The sequence below is a fragment of the Pseudomonas sp. 3-2 genome, assembly GCF_019710535.1.
Lineage (GTDB): Bacteria > Pseudomonadota > Gammaproteobacteria > Pseudomonadales > Pseudomonadaceae > Aquipseudomonas > Aquipseudomonas pharyngis.
This window is the reverse complement of the sequence record NZ_CP081200.1, coordinates 3,030,913-3,049,937: the sequence shown is the minus strand read 5'-3', so window position 1 is coordinate 3,049,937 and position 19,025 is coordinate 3,030,913. Positions and strand designations below refer to the sequence as shown.

At 61.0% G+C, this 19,025-nt stretch carries 17 protein-coding genes; 13 read left to right on the top strand and 4 right to left on the bottom strand.

Features of this window, described 5'->3' with window-relative positions; genetic code table 11:
• Positions 1-96 precede the first annotated feature (96 nt).
• The gene (locus tag K3819_RS13755) at positions 97-1,557 is read left to right on the top strand and encodes an efflux transporter outer membrane subunit (protein WP_221399564.1); all 1,461 of its coding nucleotides are present in this window, start codon (positions 97-99) and stop codon (positions 1,555-1,557) included.
• Between the two features lie 25 nt (positions 1,558-1,582).
• Here the strand turns inward: K3819_RS13755 and K3819_RS13750 are convergent, their stop codons facing one another.
• Together K3819_RS13750 and K3819_RS13745 are read right to left on the bottom strand one after the other, a co-directional pair.
• Complete coding sequence (locus tag K3819_RS13750; RefSeq protein ID WP_085611770.1) at positions 1,583-2,203, bottom strand: TetR/AcrR family transcriptional regulator; 621 nt, start codon at positions 2,201-2,203, stop codon at positions 1,583-1,585.
• A gap of 123 nt (positions 2,204-2,326) precedes the next feature.
• Positions 2,327-2,923, bottom strand: a complete 597-nt coding sequence (locus tag K3819_RS13745) for a TetR/AcrR family transcriptional regulator (protein ID WP_172829529.1) — start codon at positions 2,921-2,923, stop codon at positions 2,327-2,329.
• A gap of 148 nt (positions 2,924-3,071) precedes the next feature.
• Between K3819_RS13745 and K3819_RS13740 the strand changes: the two genes are divergently transcribed.
• The 4 genes from K3819_RS13740 (at position 3,072) to K3819_RS13725 (ending at position 7,018) form a co-directional block, all read left to right on the top strand.
• Positions 3,072-4,172, top strand: coding sequence for an alkene reductase (locus K3819_RS13740; RefSeq protein ID WP_221399563.1), 1,101 nt, complete (start codon positions 3,072-3,074; stop codon positions 4,170-4,172).
• A gap of 39 nt (positions 4,173-4,211) precedes the next feature.
• Positions 4,212-5,000 (top strand): SDR family oxidoreductase, encoded by a 789-nt coding sequence (locus K3819_RS13735; protein ID WP_221399562.1) that lies wholly within the window; start codon positions 4,212-4,214, stop codon positions 4,998-5,000.
• Between the two features lie 82 nt (positions 5,001-5,082).
• Positions 5,083-5,952: an alpha/beta fold hydrolase gene (locus K3819_RS13730; protein WP_221399561.1), complete on the top strand. Its 870-nt coding sequence runs from the start codon at positions 5,083-5,085 to the stop codon at positions 5,950-5,952.
• A gap of 67 nt (positions 5,953-6,019) precedes the next feature.
• Positions 6,020-7,018, top strand: coding sequence for an NADP-dependent oxidoreductase (locus K3819_RS13725; RefSeq protein ID WP_221399696.1), 999 nt, complete (start codon positions 6,020-6,022; stop codon positions 7,016-7,018).
• A 188-nt stretch (positions 7,019-7,206) separates the two neighbouring features.
• Here the strand turns inward: K3819_RS13725 and K3819_RS13720 are convergent, their stop codons facing one another.
• Entirely contained in the window at positions 7,207-8,415 is a 1,209-nt protein-coding gene (locus K3819_RS13720; RefSeq protein WP_221399560.1) for an MFS transporter, read from the bottom strand.
• A gap of 227 nt (positions 8,416-8,642) precedes the next feature.
• Between K3819_RS13720 and K3819_RS13715 the strand changes: the two genes are divergently transcribed.
• The 6 genes from K3819_RS13715 to K3819_RS13690 all read left to right on the top strand — a co-directional run bounded on the left by K3819_RS13715 (position 8,643) and on the right by K3819_RS13690 (position 14,686).
• A complete protein-coding gene (locus K3819_RS13715; protein WP_221399559.1) occupies positions 8,643-9,575 on the top strand; it encodes an AraC family transcriptional regulator in 933 nt (310 codons plus the stop codon).
• A 77-nt stretch (positions 9,576-9,652) separates the two neighbouring features.
• Positions 9,653-10,108 (top strand): (2Fe-2S)-binding protein, encoded by a 456-nt coding sequence (locus tag K3819_RS13710; protein WP_027613020.1) that lies wholly within the window; start codon positions 9,653-9,655, stop codon positions 10,106-10,108.
• A complete protein-coding gene (locus K3819_RS13705; protein WP_221399558.1) occupies positions 10,108-12,357 on the top strand; it encodes a molybdopterin cofactor-binding domain-containing protein in 2,250 nt (749 codons plus the stop codon). The genes K3819_RS13710 and K3819_RS13705 overlap by 1 nt, the downstream gene beginning before the upstream one ends.
• A 17-nt stretch (positions 12,358-12,374) precedes the next feature.
• Entirely contained in the window at positions 12,375-13,727 is a 1,353-nt protein-coding gene (locus K3819_RS13700; RefSeq protein ID WP_221399557.1) for a cytochrome c, read from the top strand.
• 157 nt (positions 13,728-13,884) lie between these two features.
• A complete protein-coding gene (locus K3819_RS13695) occupies positions 13,885-14,046 on the top strand; it encodes a hypothetical protein (protein ID WP_172829481.1) in 162 nt (53 codons plus the stop codon).
• A gap of 220 nt (positions 14,047-14,266) precedes the next feature.
• Positions 14,267-14,686: an organic hydroperoxide resistance protein gene (locus K3819_RS13690; protein WP_221399556.1), complete on the top strand. Its 420-nt coding sequence runs from the start codon at positions 14,267-14,269 to the stop codon at positions 14,684-14,686.
• A gap of 123 nt (positions 14,687-14,809) precedes the next feature.
• On the opposite strand, the gene K3819_RS13685 is transcribed toward K3819_RS13690, so the two are convergent.
• On the bottom strand, positions 14,810-15,250 hold the full coding sequence (locus K3819_RS13685; protein ID WP_103386860.1) for a hypothetical protein: 441 nt from the start codon (positions 15,248-15,250) through the stop codon (positions 14,810-14,812).
• A gap of 405 nt (positions 15,251-15,655) precedes the next feature.
• Between K3819_RS13685 and K3819_RS13680 the strand changes: the two genes are divergently transcribed.
• Both K3819_RS13680 and K3819_RS13675 read left to right on the top strand, forming a co-directional pair.
• Positions 15,656-17,830, top strand: coding sequence for a TonB-dependent siderophore receptor (locus K3819_RS13680; protein ID WP_221399555.1), 2,175 nt, complete (start codon positions 15,656-15,658; stop codon positions 17,828-17,830).
• A gap of 345 nt (positions 17,831-18,175) precedes the next feature.
• Positions 18,176-18,994, top strand: coding sequence for an alpha/beta fold hydrolase (locus K3819_RS13675; RefSeq protein WP_221399695.1), 819 nt, complete (start codon positions 18,176-18,178; stop codon positions 18,992-18,994).
• The last annotated feature ends 31 nt before the right edge of the window (positions 18,995-19,025 follow it).

Sequence of the window (19,025 nt, the reverse complement as noted above, 5' to 3'; positions counted from 1 at the left end):
TTTTATCATTAATGCCGTGATTGCCTTTTCAAGCCTTAATTGACACGTTGTGACCATTACGTAATATGGTCACGAAAATCTCGTTAAGGAACGCCGATGCCTCCCCTGCGCCCGATTGCTCTTTTGGTTACCGCCAGCTTCATGGCAGGTTGTGCGGTGGGTCCGGATTACCATCGTCCAGACGCCCCGCTTTCAGATCATTACCTGGGGCAGCCTGCTGTCGAACCGCGATCCGGATCGACACCGGACAGCCTTGCCGCCTGGTGGGAAAGCTTTAATGATCCGCTACTGACCGACCTCATCGACCAAGCCTTGCAGCAGAATCTGGATCTGGCACAGGCTTCGGCGCGCGTCACCCAGGCCAAGGCCGGCCTGGGCGCCGCAAATGCAGCACTGCTGCCCTCGGCGAACATCAGCGCACAGGCGGCACGCGCTTATCAGTCCGTCGAGACGCCACTGGGCCAGGTGTTGAATTCAACACCCGGCTATGACCGTTACGGCAATGCCTACGAGGCCAATCTCGAGGCGGGCTGGGAAGTCGATGTCTTTGGCGGACTGCGCCGCGGGCGTGAGGCGGCACTGGCTGAGTATCAGGCCTCAGCAGCGGGTGTCACGGCGACGAGGTTGGCGATCGCTGCGCAAACGGCCGATATCTACATCACCCTGCGCGGATTACAGGCGCGGCTGGACATCGCCAACCGGCAAGTCGATACCCGGCGCGCGTTGCTGGAAAAGGTCCGGTTGCTTTACGGCAAGGGTCTGGCCGCGGAGTATCAGGTGCGCCAGGCCGAGGGTGAGTTGTCGCAAGTCGAGGCGACCGTTCCGGTACTGCAAAGCGGTCTGGAGGCGGCCATGAATGCAATGGACGTGCTGCTCGGCACGCCTCCCGGCACTCACCGCACGCAACTGGCACGTGAGGGCGAAATTCCCGATGTGCCGTCGCTGACTGCGCTGGGCACACCGGCAGATCTGCTGCGGCGCAGACCGGACCTGATCGTGGCTGAACGCCGCCTCGCGGCCTCCAACGCGCGTATCGGTGAAGCGATTGCCGAGTACTACCCGAAATTTTCCCTCAGCGCCTTGCTCGGCAGCGCGACAGCCGTATCCGGCGGCAATCTTTTCACCGGCGGCGCAAGCCAGTCGGCCGGTGTGTTGGGTTTGCGCTGGCGGCTATTTGACTTCGGACGCATCAACGCCCGGATCGATCAGGCCAAAGGTCAGGAATCTGAAGCACTGGCGGCCTATCGCCAGTCGGTACTGCGTGCCACCGAAGATGTAGAGAACGCGTTGTCTTCACTGGTGAATCGGCAAACCCAGACCACCACCCTGACCGGCGGCGAAGCGGCGCTGACTCAAGCTCGCCAGTCCTCGTTCACCGCCTATGAAAAAGGCACCGCCAGCCTGATCGATGTTCTGCACGCCGACGAAACATTGCTGCAGGCCTCCGACGCCAGAGCGCAGGCGCGGACGGAATCGGCCCGTGCGGCGGTGGCGGTATTCAAGTCGCTGGGCGGGGGCTGGCAACCCACTGAATCACAACCTGTAGCGGCACGCTGAGCAGCACCACCAGATCGCTTTCAGGTCAGGGCATCAGGCTACGCAGAATCAGGTTGGAGGTCAGCGTGGGCGCTACCTCGATAAAATCCAGATTGTGCTGCAGCAACAACGGGTTGACGAAGGGACGCAGGGTCAGATGAATCGCCTCGACGGTCTCGTCCAGCGGGGTCTTGCGCTCGAACTCTCCGAGCTCTCGCCCTTCACGCACGATGTCGAAGATAAAGCGCTTGATCTGCTCCTCATACAGCTGAGCACTTGGCCAACGCTCCGCTGCCGAGAATGCCGCGATGTCGTAAAGCTTGCGATCATTGAAGAACAGGTCCACACCCGTGGCAATCACGGTCTTCACCAGCCGGCGGAAACGCTCGGTCGGCGAAATCCCCTCTGCGTTAACAGCCTGTTCGACCGCTGCAACCATTTGCCCCAGACAATTTGAGCAGATCGCTTCGCCGATCGCCTGCTTGGAATCAAAGAATTTATAGATGTACGCCTTGGAAAAACCGATGGCCCTGGCCAGATCGGAAACCGTGGTTTTGCCATAGCCGTATTGGCTGAAGTGTTCATTGGCTGCCGCGACAATCTGATCACGAATGTCGTGATCGACTGGGCCACGTGGGCCGGGCGAAGATATCGATGGCTGATTCATGGGCGTAGCTTACTCAGCCTGTCGAGGTCTTACAAATCGTGACCAATAGAGTACATATTCACGAAAAACGGCTGTGTGAAACGGGCTGACGTTCAAGCCGTCGAACAGGGCGGATCGGCCCTTCTACGGCGTTTCCACTTCATCGACCGGCAACACCGGCAATGAAGCAAACATTTCGGCGCGGCATACCTCAAGGATTTCATCCGCCAAGGCGGAATCATCCGGACAGGCGCGTGACAAGACAATTGCGCCGACCGCACGCGACAGCAAGTCGATCATTTTCTTCCTGCCCTCGCCCTCCGCGGCATCCGGCCCTGTCGGATATTTTTCCCCCAGAGTTTGCAGGGTGCGTTCAATGCCTTCGGCAAACGTTGCTTTCACGTCGTCCGACTGACGCGCCGCGTCGCCACACAGTGCGGCCATCGTGCAACCGCTGCCGCGTCCGTCGCGATGTTCTCTGTTCACATAAACGTTGATGAAACCGGGGACATCGAGCGCCTGGGCACCTGTCAACGATTTGCCGAGACTGCAGGCCGAAGCTTCGGCCATCAGGTCGGCCTTCGACCCGAAATGCTTGTAGAAGCCCCCATGGGTGAAACCGGCAGCCGCCATGAGATCCGCCACACCGACGCCGTCAAAGCCACGCTCACGGAACAGCTCTGAGGCCGTCTCAACGATGTGTTCTCGATTGGCCTGCGCCTGGGCCTTGGTCACTCTCACGTGCAATACCTCGTGTTTAGCGGGAATTCCTGCCTCCGATGATACATAGATGTCGCCCATAATCAAAACCGTTGACAGTTTAGATTTCGATCATCATCCTAATTTCACACCCACCGATCTCCATTCACGGGCACGGAAGATTCATCAGATGACCAAACAGACTCTGTTCACCCCTTACACCCTGGGCAGTCTCACGCTGTCGAACCGCGTCGTTCTCGCACCGCTGACACGCAACCGCGCAGGCCAGGGTTTTGTCCCCAGCGAATTCGCGGCGACCTATTACAGCCAGCGCGCCAGCGCCGGTTTGCTGATCAGCGAAGCGACGCAGATTTCCCGACAGGGTCAGGGTTATCAGGACACCCCCGGGATCTACACGCAGGCGCAGATAGACGGTTGGCGCACAGTCACCGATGCCGTCCACGCCAAAGGCGGAAAAATCTTCTTGCAGCTATGGCATGTCGGCCGCGTGTCGCACGTTGACTTGCAAGAAAACGGCGCAGCACCGGTGGCTCCTTCTGCGCTGCGTGCCGCTACCAAAGTGTTCGTCAACAACCGCTTTGAAGACGTTTCCGAACCCCGCGCGCTGGAAACCAGCGAACTGTCAGGGATCGTTTCCGATTTCCGCCAGGCTGCAGCCAACGCGGTCGCCGCCGGGTTCGACGGCGTGGAGATTCACGGTGCAAACGGCTACTTGCTGGATCAATTCCTCAAGGACAACGCCAATCGGCGCACCGACGCTTACGGCGGTTCGATTGAAAATCGTGCGCGTCTGTTGCTCGAAGTGACGGAGGCGGTCGTCAATGAGATCGGCGCGGATCGCACCGGTGTGCGTCTGTCTCCAGTGTCGCCGGCCAACGGCGTATCCAGCAGCGATCCGCAGGCGCAATTCAATTACGTCGTCGAGCAACTCGACGCCCTCGGTGTGGTTTATCTGCACGTGGTCGAAGGCGCGACCGGCGGCCCGCGCGACGTGGCCCCTTTCGATTTCGGCGCCCTGCGCCAGCGCTTCAAAAACACCTATATCGCCAACAACGGCTATGACCTGGACCTGGCGAACGCGCGGCTCGCCGAAGACCAGGCCGACCTGATCGCCTTCGGTCGCCCGTTCATTGGCAACCCGGATCTGGTGGAGCGCCTCAAGCAGGGCGCGCCGCTGTCCGCGTTCAATCCCGCCACCCTCTACGGCGGCGGCGCGGCGGGCTACATCGACTACCCGACTCTCGCTGAATCGAGCGTCAGCGCAAGCTGAGCGCGTTCCGTTTCTCACCTTCTGAAAGAGAGATACCCCATGAGCACTCGCCCTACTGTTCTCATCACCGGCGCCTCCACCGGCATTGGCGCCGTCTATGCCGAACGCTTCGCGCAACGCGGTCACGATCTGGTACTGGTCGCCCGTGATCAGGCTCGCCTGGACACACTGGCAGCGCGCTTGCGCAGCGAGCACGACGTCGCCGTCGATGTCATCCCGGCAGACCTGACCCAACTCGGCGATCTGACCACCGTTGAAAGCCGCCTGCGCGACGACGCCCGTATCGGCATTCTCGTCAACAACGCCGGCGCTGCGCTGTCCGGCCACTTTGTCGACCAAAGCACCGACAGCGTTGCGCAACTGGTTGCCCTCAACACCACGGCGCTGGTGCGGCTCGCCAGCGCCATCGCCCCACGCCTGGCCAAGGCCGGCGACGGCGCAATCATCAACATCGGTTCGGTGGTAGGCCTGGCGCCGGAGTTCGGCATGAGCGTCTACGGTGCAACCAAGGCCTTCGTGCTGTTCCTGTCCCAGGGACTGAGCCTGGAACTGTCGCCGCAGGGTGTCTATGTGCAAGCCGTGCTGCCCGCCGCCACTCGCACGGAAATCTGGGATCGTTCCGGCGTCGACATCAACACCCTGAGCGAAATCATGGAAGTGGGTGATCTGGTGGATGCCGCACTGGTCGGTTTTGATCGCCGCGAACCTGTGACCATCCCGCCGCTGCACGAAGCCGAGCGCTGGGATGACCTGCAGGGCGCACGCCAGGCCCTGCTGGGGCAAATCCGCCAGTCTGCGGTCGCCCAACGCTACCAGACGCCACAGTGATTTTTTGCTAGCGAGCATTCGCGGCAGATTCGATGCAGGCACATGGCATTGCATCGAATCCTGCCCGCTGGCCGGAGTGACAATGAGTTCAATACAGACAAATTCCCGCCCGGGTTCGCCGACGTCATTCATCGACGCGGCGAACCAGTCGATCACGGTCAACGGCATTCCCTTCGCCTACCGCGACACCGGGCCCGCAACCGGCGTGCCGCTTGTACTGTTCAACCATTGGGGCGCGGTGCTGGACAACTTCGACCCCGCGATCATCGATGGCCTAGCGCAAACCAGACGCGTCATCACCACCGACTATCGCGGCATCGGCAACTCGGGTGGAACCGCGCCACTGACGGTGGGTGAAATGGCCGACGATGCCATCCAGCTGATCAGGGCGCTGGGGCTGAAAACCGTGGATGTGCTCGGATTTTCCCTCGGAGGTTTCGTCGCTCAGGACATTGCCCTCAAGGCGCCTGACTTGGTACGCCGGTTGATTCTGACCGGTACTGGACCGGCGGGCGGCACCGGCATCGACAAGGTCGGCACAGTGTCATGGCCATTGATCCTCAAAGGCTTGCTGACCCTGCGCGATCCCAAGTTCTACCTTTTCTTCACCTCGTCGGCCAATGGGCGACGGTCTGCCTCGCAGTATTTAAGACGCCTCAAGGCACGCAAGAACAATCGCGACAAGGGCCCGACGCCACGCGCCTTCCTGCGGCAATTGAAAGCCATCACGGCGTGGGGCAAACAACCGCGGCAAGCGCTTGGGCGCTTGCGCACACCGACGCTGGTCGTCAACGGCGACAACGACATCATGGTGCCCAGCGTTAACTCGTTTGAACTGGCCAGGCTTATCCCCAACGCACAGTTGGTGATTTATGAGGATGCCGGGCACGGCGGGATTTTCCAGCATCACGCCGACTTTGTGGCCAAGGCGCAGGCGTTTCTCAATGCTTGATCACGTCACGCAGCAACACCGCAACCCACCGACTACCCTCCGTACAACCAGCAAGAGCCGCACCACGATGAAAGCATTTCTGATTGATGGCTATGGCAAGAACCCCGGACGCATTGGCGAAGCGCCCGCCCCCGCAGTCGGTGCCCACGATGTCTTGATCGAGGTCCATGCGAGCAGCGTCAACGTGCTGGATTCGAAGATCAGCAAAGGCGAGTTCAAGCTGATCCTGCCCTACGCCTTTCCGTTGATCCTGGGCAATGACCTGGCGGGAGTCGTGGTTGAAGTCGGTTCGAAGGTGACACGCTTCAAACCGGGAGACGAGGTATATACTCGCCCGCCCGAAGCGCGGATCGGGACGTTCGCCCAATTGATCGCCGTGAACGAAAACGCGGTTGCCCTGAAACCTGCCAATACCGACATGGTACAAGCCGCGTCCTTGCCCCTTGTTGCACTGACTGCCTGGCAAGTACTGGTTGAAACCGCCCGGCTGCAAAAGGGCCAGAAAGTGCTGATTCACGCAGGCTCAGGCGGCGTCGGCACCATTGCCATTCAGCTTGCCAAACACCTCGGTGCGTTTGTCGCCACAACCACCAGCACCGCCAATGTCGAATGGGTCAAGGCGCTGGGGGCCGATCTGGTGATCGACTACACACAGCAGGACTTCGAAAAAGTGCTGCAAGACTACGACGTGGTGCTGAACAGCCTCGGCGCCGACGTGCTGGAGAAGTCGCTCAAGGTCCTCAAGCCCGGCGGCCAACTCATTTCCATCTCGGGCCCACCCACTGTGCAGTTCGCACAGGAGCAAGGGTTGTCCTGGCCATTGCAGCAAGTCATGCGCCTGCTGAGCCTTTGCATTCGTCGCAAAGCGCGCAAGCAGGACGTCAGCTATGCGTTTGTGTTCATGCGAGCCAATGGCGCTCAACTGCAACGCATCACCGCGCTCGTTGAGGGCGGAATCATCAAACCTGTGGTTGATCGCTCCTTCCCCTTTGAATCAACGGCTGAAGCATTGAAGTACGTTGAGCAGGGACGCGCCAAGGGCAAGGTCGTTGTTGCGCTCAAATGACCACGCCGCCTGTTTCTGAATCGAACGTAGACACTGCACAGCCTTTACTGCTGGAGCGGCCCTCAGCCGAAGTGATTTCGCCAGAGGAGCAGCAAGTGCTTCAACCGGATGATGTGCAGGTTCAAGCGCCCGTTATCGTTTGGCGCAGTTTGATGCTTGAGCCATGAGGAAGGTTGCAGGTGATCTCGTCAGGCTGTCGCGCTCGACTCGACAAGATGAATTTGCGTGGCATTGCGTCCGGCCAGCCAGGCCAGCACGGAAGCGGCGACCAGGACAGCGGCGCTAAGCTCGAAGGTGGCTTTGTAGCCGCTCAAATCAAAGGCCAGACCGCCAATGATTGCGCCGCCGGCAATTGCCAGTTGGACGATGGCTACCAGCAAGCCGCCTCCCGCCTCAGCATCATCCGGGAGCGTCTGCGCCAGCCATGTCCACCAGCCGACCGGTGCGGCCGTGGCGACCAGCCCCCAGAGTCCGAGCAACACGGCGGTCAGCACCGGCGATTTGCCGAAACTGATGAGCGCCAGCGCGATCACCGCCATGATCAGCGGAATGGCGGTCAGCGTGCGGTAGAGGCCGCGACCCATAAACCGTTCGATCAGAAAGGTGCCGATAAAACCGGCCAGTCCCAGCCCCAGCAGCATGAACGACAAGGTTGAGACACTGACGCCCGTCACGCCCTCAAGAAATGGTCGCAGGTAGGTGAACAGCATGAACTGGCCCATGAAAAAGACGCTGACGGCGACCATGCCCAAGGCCACTGGCAATTGCTTCATCAGCCGCAAAACGTTGCCGCTACCGACCTGGCGCTCGGCCTTGAAAGACGGAAGGCTGATCAGTAGCCACACGGCGGCAAGCACCGCGACCGGAACCACACAGAAGAATGCGCCGCGCCAGCCGATCAATGAGCCAAGGAAGCTGCCCACCGGAGCGGCGATGACCGTGGCCAAAGCGTTGCCGCCATTGACGATGGCCAGCGCGCGGGAAACCTGTTCAGGCTTCACCAGGCGCATGGCAGTCGCCGCCGACAACGACCAGAAACCACCGATCGCAATCCCGATCAGCGCACGTCCAAACATGAATGACGGATAGCCCGGGGCGAGCGCGACGACCGTTCCGGAGACGATCATCAGCAAGGTCAGGCCCAGCAGAAGCTGCTTGCGTTCGATGCGAGCGGCGACCGAGGCGATCAACAAACTGGTGATCAAGGCAAAGCCACCGGACACGGAAATCCCCTGCCCGGCCTGGCCTTCGGTGATGTGCAGGTCTGCCGCAATCGGCGTCAGCAGGCTGACGGGCATGAACTCTGAAGCGACCAGAGCGAATGCGGCCAGCGACATCGCCAGCACGGCGCTCCAGCCGCCTGTTCTTTTAGAAGGATCTGTAGAAGGAAACGTCATGGAAACTACCTGTGATGCGAAAAACGTAGGGGGTGATGCGCAGGGGCAAGCAGTTTGTCGCCCGTCCGGGCACTGCCCCTGTAACAGATGGACACATTCTCCCGGTCAATCCGGTGCTTCCCTAGTGCATTCCTCTTGAATGCTTGCCTGATCCTCTGGGGATGCAGGGTGATAGATAGGAAACGTCTCGCGCGCGCATTAGAGTTCAGTCAAAGGAGTGAGCCCACATGATCCCGACCCCTCTGCCCCAGGAATCACCTTTGGCACGGCACATCGACCCGCGTGTGAACGCACCGGGTGACTTCGCCACGTCGATACCCGGGCTGTCGCTGTTTCGTCGCGACCAGCCGGCGCCCCCCGTTGTGTGCATGATCGAACCCAGCCTGATTCTCGTGGGTCGCGGCGAAAAGCGTTTGTGGGTCGGTGGTGAGGGCTACAGCTATGACCCGTCGCGGTTTCTGGTCACGTCGCTGGATCTGCCCGCCAACTCCGAAGTGATGCTCGCCAGTCCCGAGCGGCCCTGTGTCGGCTTCGTGCTGAAGCTGGATGTCAGCATGCTTGCCGAGGTCATCACCAAGAGCGGCTTGCCGGCCAAGCGCCAGCCATCAACGGGTACGGGCGCTGCGATTGGCAGCCTGTCGTCAGCTTTGGAGGACGCGCTCGATCGCCTGCTGGCATTGCTCGATGAACCCGAGGCGATCCCGGTCCTGGCACCGCTGATTCTGCGCGAAATCCATTATCGGCTGCTGCACACCGACCAAGGCCCACGACTGCGGCAGATCACTGCCGTCGACGGTCAGGGTTATCGCATCGCCAAGGCGATTGACTGGCTCAAGGTCAACTACACCGATGCCCTGCGCATCGACGATCTGGCCGCGCGGGTGCAGATGAGCACGCCGACCTTTCACCATCATTTCCGCCAGCTCACCGGCATGAGTCCGCTGCAGTACCAGAAATGGCTGCGGCTCAACGAAGCCCGGCGGCTGATGCTGGTCGAGCGCCTGGACGTGTCGCGGGCGGCGTTTGCGGTCGGCTATGAAAGCCCTTCGCAGTTCAGCCGCGAATATGGCCGCCTGTTCGGTACCGCACCGAGCCGCGACATGGCCCTTTTACGCGGACAGCCCTACGAGGCAGAAGCGCTCGGCACAGTCGCGAATTGAACGAAAACCGGTGATGCGCCTCGCTGCGTGTCACCGCTCATAACAATGCACGTCAACCGATGATCAGCGGGTGAATCATGGAACTACGAATCAACCAGAAGACCTATCAGGTCGATGCCGACGCCGATACGCCCTTGCTGTGGGTGATCCGCGATGATCTGGGCATGACCGGCACCAAGTACGGCTGCGGACTGGCGCAATGCGGCGCCTGCTCGGTGCTGGTGGACGGCAATGTGGTGCGTTCCTGCGTCACGCCGGTGGCCGGTGTGGTCGGCCGCGAGGTCACCACCATTGAGGCCATCGAGGCCGATGACGTGGGCAAGCGGGTGGTCTCGACCTGGGTCGATCTGCAGGTTGCCCAGTGCGGCTACTGCCAGTCCGGGCAGGTGATGGCCGCCACTGCGCTGCTCAAGCAGAACCCCAAACCGAGTGATGCGCAGATCGAGGCGGCGATGGTCAATCTGTGCCGCTGCGGTACTTACAACGCCATTCATGCCGCCGTGCATGAGCTTGCCGGCAAGGGGGACGCGTGATGAACGTTCGTATCGATCCTTCACAACACGCTTCAGTACTGGATCTGCAGGAACCGATCAATGTGTCGCGCAGACGTTTTCTGACCGGTACCGCCGTCGGCGCACTGGTGCTCGGCTTCGGTCTGCCACTGGGTACGACGCGCGTACAAGCTGCCGCTTCTGCGACGGCCGAGCGCGGCACACAGGTCCCGGCGTTTCTCGAGATCCGCCCGGACAACCGCGTGCGTCTGCTCTGCCCGTTCATGGAAGGCGGACAAGGCACGTTCACCGCAATGGCGCAGATCGTCGGTGAAGAACTGGATGCCGATCCGGCGACCTTCCTGGTCGAAGCCGCCCCGCCCGGCGAAGCCTACGTGGTGATGGAAAACGGTATGCGCATCACCGGCGGCAGTATGTCGGTGCGCATGAGTTACCCGGTCATGCGCCGCCTTGGAGCCCTCGCCCGCGCCATGTTGTTGCAGGCGGGCGCGCAGCAACTCGGCGTGCCGGTAAGTGAATTGACCACCGAGCCTGGCAAAGTGGTGCACGCCAAATCGGGCCGTTCGCTGGCCTACGGTGAACTGGCCGAGCGCGCAATGGATTTGCCGGTTCCCGATCCGGCCTCTGTGAAGCTGCGCGATCCGAATCAGTTCCGCTGGATCGGCAAACCGGTGAAGCGCCTCGATGCCTACGACAAGTCCACGGGCAAGGCGCTGTACAGCATCGATCTGAAGGTCGACGACATGCTGCATGCCGCCGTTCAACATGCCCCGCGCCTGGGGATGACCGTGGGCAACCTGCGCAATGAAGACCAGGTCAAGGCGATGAAAGGCGTGCATTCCGTGCATCGTCTGCCGGGTGCCGTGGCGGTGGTCGCCGAGCGCTGGTGGCACGCCAAACGTGCCGTCGAGGCGATCCAGGTCGACTGGCAAGAGCCGACGGCCGACAGCCAAGTGCGGCCGATGCCCGCCGACTTTTCCAGCGATGCCTGGTTCAAGCGCCTCGCTGAAGATAAAAGCCCCGCCAGAGACGATGAACATGAGGGCGATGTGGCTTCGATTCTCAAGGAGTCCAAGACCCGGATCGACGCCACTTACCACAACCAATACCTGAACCACGGCCAACTGGAGCCGCCTTCCGCGCTGGCCCGGTTCAATCCGGACGGTTCGCTGGAAGTCTGGTTGCCGAATCAGGCGCCGGACATGTTCCGCGCCGACATCGCCAAACGCACCGGGCTGGATCCGTCGCGCATCACTTTGCATTCGCCGCTGCTGGGCGGGTTCTTCGGTCGGCATTTCCTCTACGACTCGGCCAGCCCCTACCCTCAGGCCATCGCGCTGTCCAAAGCGGTTGGTCGCCCGGTCAAACTGATCTGGAGTCGTGAGGAAGAGTTCCTGCGTGACGTGCTTCGCCCGGTTGCCGCGGTGAATTTCCGTGCCGCGCTGGACAACGACGGCTGGCCGCTGGCAATCGAAGCGATCAGTGCCACCGAAGGCCCGACCGAAGCCCTCGCCGGCAAGCAGGGTGAAAAGCTCGATCCGACGGCACTTGAAGGCTTGTCGGGCAAGTCCTATGCGATCCCCAACAAGCGCATCGCGCAGATCTACGTCAAAGGCCCGGCGATGCTCGGCTATTGGCGTTCGGTGGGCAATTCCCTCAACGACTTCTTCTATGAATCGTTCCTCGATGAACTGGCCGACAAGGGTGGCAAGGACCCGTTCGACCTGCGCCTGCATTTGCTGCGCGGCAACCAACGGCTGACCACACTGCTGCAATCCGTGGGTGAACTGTCAGGTGGCTGGAAACGTGGGCCGTTTACCGCCGAGGATGGCAGCCGACGTGCGCGCGGGGTGGCCATGGCTTCGCCGTTCGGTACGGAGACGGCGGTGATCGCCGAGGTGTCCATCGAGAACGGCCAGGTCAAGGTGCATGACATCTGGCAAGCGATTGACCCGGGCAGCATCGTCAATCCGGCTATTGTCGAGGCTCAGGTCAATGGCGCCGTGGCGCTGGGCCTGTCGCAAACACTGGTGGAAGAAGCCGTGTGGATCGATGGCAAACCCCGGGCGCGCAACTACGACTTGTATCCGATCCTGCCGCCTGCGCGGATGGCACGGGTTCATGTGCGTGTGGTCGAGAGTGGAGAAAAAATGGGTGGCATCGGTGAACCGCCGTTGCCTGCGGTCGCGCCCGCTGTCGCTAACGCGGTCGCAGCGCTGACCGGTCAACGGGTGCGCAGCCTGCCCATGAGCCGACACACCTTCAGTTGATCAGCCCCGGAGCGTCCATGAATAACAGCCGATTCGCAAGAACCGCTGGCTGGCTGGCGGTGCCATGCCTGGTCGCGGCAGGCCTGCTGGCCTGGTATGTCACCCGCGAGCCTGTCTCGCGCCTGGAAAACACTCAGATCGCCGTGGCCGATATCGACCCGGCGTTGGTCGCCCGTGGCGAATACGTCGCCAGGCTCAGCGATTGCGTGGCCTGTCACAGCGTGCCAGGCGGTGCGCCATTCGCCGGTGGACTGGAAATGGCCACGCCGCTGGGCGCGATCCATGCGACCAACATCACCCCGGACTCGGAAACCGGCATCGGCCACTACAGTCTGGCGGACTTTGATCGTGCCGTGCGCCACGGCGTGGCACCCGACAGTCGCCGTCTGTACCCGGCGATGCCCTACCCGTCCTACGCCAAGCTCAGTGATGACGACGTGCGAGCGCTGTATGCGTTCTTCATGAAAGGCGTGGCGCCGGTCAAACAGGCGAACATCCCGAGTGCGATTCCGTTTCCGCTGAACCTGCGCTGGCCGATTGCACTGTGGAACGGTGTGTTTGTCGACGCCGAACCTTATGTGACCAAACCGTCGCAGGATGAGCTGTGGAACCGCGGCGCTTATCTCGTGCAGGGCGCCGGGCACTGTGGCAGTTGCCACACGCCGCGCAGCCTGGCGTTCAACGAGAAGGCACTGGATGAGTCCGGCAAGCCATACCTCGCCGGCGCCCTGCTCGATGGCTGGTACGCACCGAGCCTGCGCGCTGACCACAACACCGGGCTGGGCCGCTGGAGCGAGCAAGAGATCGTGCAGTTCCTCAAGACCGGTCGCAACCAGCACGCGGTGGTCTACGGCTCGATGACCGAGGCGTTCAACAACTCCACGCAGTTCATGAGCGATGACGATCTGACCGCGATTGCCCACTACCTGAAGTCGCTACCCGGGGATCGCGAACGGGATGGCGCGCCTTGGCAGTATCAAGCGGTTTCGGCAGCGCAACGTCTGGAATCGCCCGGTGCACAGACCTACGTGACGCGCTGTGCGTCGTGCCACGGTCTGGACGGCAAGGGTCAATCGCAATGGATGCCGCCACTGGCAGGCGCCACCTCGGCATTGGCCAAGGAAAGTGCCTCGGCAATCAACATCACTCTGAATGGATCGCAACGAGTGGTGACGGCCGGCGTGCCGGATGCCTATCGCATGCCAGCCTTCCGTGAGCAGCTGTCGGATCAGCAGATCGCCGAGGTGCTGACCTTCATGCGCAGCACCTGGGGCAATCAGGGCAGTGCTGTTGATGCAAACACGGTTGGCAAGCTGCGTGAGCACACCGATCCGGCCAGCAGCAGTCCGATCATCCTGCAGATGCGTTAAGAGGAAAACCCGACGGGAGCCATCGACTTGCGTGTGGAAACGCCCTTGCGCCGTAGCACATTCCACACCTCGTCGAATGAACATACATTCATCTAAAACATCGCTCCAAGCGTCTAGTCTGCGGGTTCCGACATAGTGACTACAGGAGTTACCCACCATGTTCTCGCATGAAAGCATCCCGCTGATCATCATCTTCACCATCATGCTGCTTGGCGTTCTCGTCGCCGTCCTCCACCCGGTACATGCGGTCATCACGTGGCTTCGCAGACGCCGCGAAGCATCTGCAACGCAACGTACGCGAAACGCCGATTCGCGCTGAATACGTCCATCACCCGCCCGGCAAGGTCCGGGCTTTCGGCTCCCCCCTGCGCTGCACCCGGTTAAAAACGGCCAGGTGTGACCCCTTCCACACCGATAAGGCTACAGAGCGATACAAAAACTCCGCTGCATGACACATCTCGGGTACATGCCAATGCAAAAGTGTGGGCCATCGGAACCTTCGCTGTCCGACATCCCCCATCACTCAGGCAGGTATTTCCATGATCAATCAACTCGACACCGTGCTGTACACCGGCAAGACCCGCACCACTGGCGGGCGCGATGGCGCCTCACGCAGCTCGGACGGCAACCTGGACATCAAGCTTTCGCCACCGGGTTCAAATGGCAGCGGCACCAATCCGGAACAACTGTTGGCCGCCGGTTGGTCAGCCTGCTTCATCGGCGCCATGGGCAAGGCAGCCGCGGCACAGAAGATCAGGCTTCCGGCGGATGTGGCGGTCGAAACCGAAATCGATCTGGGCAAGGCCGGCGATGCATTCTTTCTTCAGGCGCGCTTGAATGTCAGCCTGCCGGGGCTGGAGCCTATGGTTGCCCAGGCGCTGGTGGACGCTGCGCATCAGACCTGCCCTTACTCAAAAGCCACTCGCGGCAACATCGACGTCACCCTGCGGTTGATCTGAATCAGCCCTGTTTGATCCTGCAAACCGCCCGATACACGGCTTCGGGCGGTTTTTTTTTACAGAGTTGAGCGATGCCGTTCCTCCGGTTCAAACAACCAGAGGAGCGAACGGTCATTGAATGATTTACGCGAACGATGTCTCGTGCTCGCTTTCGTGGACGTAAATCCACGAGATTCCCGATGGCGAATCCGGGTCGAGGCGCATGAGCGCCGAGTCGACTTTCTTCTTGGTGATCCCGTTCTTGACCAGGTCGAAAACCGTCAGGAAGAAGTCACCGGGAAGCGGCGTGATCGAGAGATTGATGATGTGCGATTCGGGGCTGCCGGCACGCTGGCCGTGCAGACCCCAAAGGCGTTCCCAGTAGTTTTCCCGGTCCATGATCTGACCGTCCGTGAGCACCACTCGAAAATCATTCGCCAGGGCATCGTACAAAGGCTTGATCGCGTCTTCCGACTGGGAAGCCACACCGCGCGACCACGGGAAAAAGAGGTTGTACCAGCGGTACACCTCGGCTTTGACGAGTGCGGTTTTATCGGTTGTTTCGGTGACTCGGCTGATTGCCATCTGCGTTCTCCTTAACGAGCTCAAAAGGCGCGGGTTCTCCGTTACGCATAGCCTGGGCGATGCTCCGCGCCTCATTCAAGATCCATCCTGAAATCAACGTCACGGGGTCAGCTCGAAAGCGCTTAATGACTTCAGAATGTCTCCTGTCATTTGGCTGACCCGGCCACAAAAGTAGACACCAACCTGTTGGTTTGCATGGCAAGCTGACCAACGGTGTAACCGGCTCCTGCGCTGCAAGTGCCGCGCTTAAGCGGTTCCTTGATCACGTTTGTCCCCTCCCTCTCCTCCAGCGCAATTTCACATTTTTTTCACGAAGCGCTTTGTTGCTGTAAAAAACCCTGACACAATTATTAGCAATGATTCTCAACAGCTCTTTGTTTGCTATTTAAAAATCAGGAAGCCTTCATGTCGCGCCCTACCTCGCCGCATCGTTTCAACCCGTCACGCAACCTCCTGTCCATGGCCATCTGCATGGCCGTCATGGCCCCGGCGCTGGCCGATGAAACCCGCGAGGCGCAGGACACCGCCCCGCCCGCCACCCTCGAGCTCGGCGCGACCGCCATCACATCGACACAGCTGGGCAGCACCACCGAAGGCTCCGAGTCCTACACCACCGGCACCATGGCCACCGCCACCAAACTGCCGTTGACCCTGCGCGAAACACCGCAAGCCGTCACCGTCATCACCCGCCAGCGCATGGACGATCAGGCGATGACCAGCATCAACGACGTGGTCAACGCCACGCCAGGGCTGTTCCTCGACTACTCCAGCGGCCCAGGCCGACAGGCCTACAAAGCCCGGGGCTTCAACATCGACAACCTGATGTACGACGGCATTCCAAGCGGCTACGACGGCGTGAACGTCGGATCCCAGCCGAATCTGGCGATGTTCGATCGGGTCGAGGTTGTTCGGGGTGCGACCGGTCTGGTCACCGGTGCCGGCAACCCTTCGGCGGCGATCAACCTGGTGCGCAAACGGCCATTGGCCGAGCAGCGCGTCACCCTGACCGGCGCCGCCGGGACCTGGGACAACTATCGCGGCGAGCTCGATGCTTCCAGCCCGCTCAACGACAGCGGCACCCTGCGCGGCCGGGTGGTCACGTCCTACCACGACGCCAACAGCTTCATCGATGACGTGGACGAACAACACAACCTGTTCTACGCCGTCACCGAAACCGATCTGAGCGAAGACACCACTCTGACCCTCGGCTTCTCGCACCAGAAGGACAGGACCAACTACTTCTGGGGTTCATCAATGATCGGTCTCGACGGCCATCACCTCGACCTGCCGCGCTCGTATAACCCCGGCACCTCCTGGGAGGATAAGGATCAGGAGATCAACACGGTCTTCGCCGAGATCCGTCAGCAACTGGCCAACGACTGGAAGCTGCAGGTCAACGCCAACTATTCCGAACAGAACGCGCTGTTCTCCGGCTCGTACCAGTCGCGCTGGGTCAACGACACCCTGGCCCGCACGGTTTACCAGTCCAAGGCCGATGAAAATCAGGCCGGTCTGGACGCTTTCTTCAGCGGCCCGTTCGAAGCCTTCGGACGTAGCCATGAACTGGTGGTCGGCGCCAGCAAACGCATCTACGACCTGACCACTCACAACTACTCGCCCTATGACACAAACTGGCCGATCAACGCCGGCAAACCGGACTTCGTTCACACCAACAACACGCGTGAAGTCACCACTCAGGACGGCGTGTACCTGACGACTCGCCTGAGCCTGGCCGACCCGCTGAAGCTGATCCTCGGCGGACGCCTGGACTGGTACGACTACGACAACCGCGATGGCGACGGCGATTACAAAGTCACCCGCAACGTCACCCGCTATGCCGGCCTGATCTACGAGCTGGACGACCATCATTCGGTGTACGCCAGCTACAGCGACATCTTCACCCCGCAGAGCAACAAGGGCACCTCCGGTAACCCGGTCAAGCCGATCGTGGGCAAGAACTACGAGGTCGGCATCAAGGGCGAATACCTGGGCGGCGCGCTGAACGCCAGCCTCGCCGTGTTCCGCGTCGATCAGGAAAACCGCGCGGTGCAAGTGTTCGTCCCGAACTGCCCGCAGTCGTCCTGCTATGAAGCCTCCGGCGAGATCCGCAGCCAGGGTATCGACTTCGAACTGCAAGGCGCGCTCACCGACAACTGGCAGATCGGCGGCGGCTACACCTACGCCCGCACGCACACCATCAAAGACGAGGCGAACCCGCAGAACGTCAACAAGCAGTTCGACACCGACACCCCGGAACACCTGTTCAAACTCACCACCCGCTACAACTTCCAGGGCCCGCTGGAAAAACTGCGCGTGGGCGGCAACATCTCCTGGCAGAGCCGCATGTACAACGACATCGAACTTCTTGATGGCGGCAACTACCGCCTCAAGCAAGGCGCGTACGCCGTGACCGACCTGATGGCCGGCTACCGGGTCAATGAAAACCTCGATCTGCAACTCAACGCCAACAACATCTTCGACCGCAAGTACTACTCCACCATCGCCAACTCCGTCAGCTACGGCGGCGACAGCTATGGCACGCCGCGCAACATGATGCTGACGGCCAAGTACACCTTCTGAGTTGTCCAGGCGCAGGGACGCGCCAACCCCGCAGCACTCCTCCCGCCACGCCCTACATACCAAAGCGTTAATTTCAAAAACCCATGTCTGGTGGTCAGTGGTTGTCCTTTGCCCAAAGATTGCCTTCGGCCAGGGCTGCAGCCTTGCGCCGCCTGTGCAACTTCTTTAATTCAATGGGTGTTCAAAATGACTGACGAGAAAAACGGAACCACCCGTCGTGGCTTGATCACGACGGGCGCCATGGCCGCTACCCTGGCGGTGGCATTACCGGCGCTGGCGACGCAGCAGACACCGGCATCCGCGTCAGCGGGCAGCAAAAGCGCCGGCAACGGCAGTGGCTCGGGAATGCTCACCGTCAGGGATGGCACGCAGATTTTCTACAAGGACTGGGGCCACGGCCAGCCGATCGTTTTCCACCACGGCTGGCCCCTTTCGAGTGATGACTGGGACACGCAAATGCTGTTCTTCCTCAACAAGGGCTTTCGCGTCATCGCCCATGATCGACGTGGCCATGGTCGCTCCTCGCAAACGGCCATGGGCAACGCAATGGACACCTACGCCGCCGACGTTGCCGAGTTGATGGCGCACCTGAACATCCGCAACGCCGTGCACATCGGCCACTCCACCGGCGGCGGTGAAGTGGCGCGCTACGTGGCTCGGCATGGTCGCGGCCGGGTGGCCAAGGCCGTGCTGATCGGCGCTGTAGCGCCCATCATGCTGCGCACCGCAAAAAATCCCGGAGGCCTGCCGATGGAGGTGTTTGACGGGTTGCGCAAGGCACTCGCGCAGAATCGCAGCCAGTTTTATCGAGACTTCCCGAGCGGCCCGTTTTACGGCTTCAATCGCCCTGGCGCGAAAGTGTCTGAGGCGATCGTCGAAAACTGGTGGCGTCAGGGCATGAACGGCGGGATCAAGGCGCAGTACGACTGCATCAGCGCGTTCTCCGAAACCGACTTCACCGATGACCTGAAAAACATCGATGTGCCGACCCTGGTGCTGCACGGTGAAGATGACCAGATCGTGCCGATCACCAATTCGGCTCACCTCTCAATCAAATTGCTCAAGCACGGTACGCTGAAAACCTACCCCGGCCAGCCCCATGGCATGTGCACCACAAACGGCGACACCATCAACGCGGACCTTCTGGCGTTTATCAATGCATGAGGTTCCAGGGCCGCGCCCTCACGACAAGCCA